We start from the raw sequence: 1,248 nt of genomic DNA, 5'->3' as shown, positions 1-1,248 counted from the left end.
GCACAGCAGGCTCCCACCACCGGTCGGAGCTGTCCGGCGTTCGACGGTCAGCGAATCCCACGACGATATGACCCTCAATGGCGTCATCCGGTACACCCGCGACGAATGCGAGTAATCCTCGAACCGCTGTGGACGGACAATACGACGGGTCTGGACTGCTTCGACAGCCGCATGGGCAACCTCTGCGATGAGTTCACCATCCGAGACGCTCGAACACCGTGATTCGGCGAGTCTTAGACCATCGCCGCAGGCCAACGGGAGCGATTGCGCGAACCGACCCGATGGCTCGATCAGTAACAAAGCGCCCGAATTCGGCCCGAAAGTGCCAAGGTCGCCCGGGAAGGCGCCACGACCGGGGCAGGTCTGCTGCACTGGGATTCGACTGGCTCGACCATCGGCGCTCTACCTTCTCCGTCGGGGTCCGGGCCTTTCGACGACTTCGAGTCCACCGTATGACCAGGCCGGAACACCAACTAGGGCGGAATTGACATGGACGAGCCGTACCTGCGCAGGTGGCGTCCTCCGCACCTGCCGGGGGTCGAAGTGCTGTCCGGGCGCATCCCGAACTACACCCGCCCGGAGTTCACCCTGAGCAGCAGCTACACCATCAAGATCAGGCACAGCGGCACCCCTCCGCTGGTGCGGCACCGCGGTCGGGAGCAGGAGGCGGGCGCCGCGGGCGCGGTGACGGTGGTCGAGCCGGACGAGGTCGTGCAGGCGCTCGGCGGGAACGAGGCCAGGGCGGAGTTCGACCTGCTGCTGGTGGACGCCGAAGTGATGCCGCGCGGCGCCTCCGGCCTGCCGCGGTTCCGCCGACTCGCCTACCCCGACCGCGGATTGTTCGACGGCATCGCCGCACTGCACCGCGGCCTCACCCGCGGTGAGGACCGGCTGGCCCTCCAGTCGGCCCTGACCTGCTTGCTCGACGACCTCGTCACAAGGCACGCGTCCGCTCCCGGCCCGCCCGACCCCGCGCTCGGTCCCCCGGCGCTGCGACGCGTCCGGGAGGTCCTGCACGACCGGCTGGACGCCAACGTCAGCCTCGACGAGCTCGCGGCGGTGGCCGGGTGCGGCAAGCACCACCTGCTCAGGAGCTTCCGCCGGACCTACGGCGTCCCCCCGCACCGCTACCGCACCCTGCTGCGGCTGGACCGGGCCATGGCGATGCTGGTGACGGGCCGTTCGGTGGCCGAGGTGGCCGCCACGCTGGGCTACTGCGACCAGAGCCAGCTCAACCGGCACTTCCGG

The 1,248-nt window shown here is 69.2% G+C and carries 1 protein-coding gene; it reads left to right on the top strand.

Annotation, left to right across the window (positions count from 1 at the left end; translation table 11 throughout):
- Window positions 1-489: 489 nt before the first annotated feature.
- The coding region (locus tag AB0G02_RS41010; RefSeq protein WP_360806194.1) for an AraC family transcriptional regulator at window positions 490-1,248 on the top strand (759 nt) is incomplete at its 3' end.

This window comes from Actinosynnema sp. NPDC023658 (assembly GCF_040639995.1).
Classification (GTDB): Bacteria; Actinomycetota; Actinomycetes; order Mycobacteriales; family Pseudonocardiaceae; genus Actinosynnema.
The sequence above is the reverse complement of the archived record's forward strand: the minus strand, read 5'-3'. Positions and strand labels throughout refer to the sequence as shown.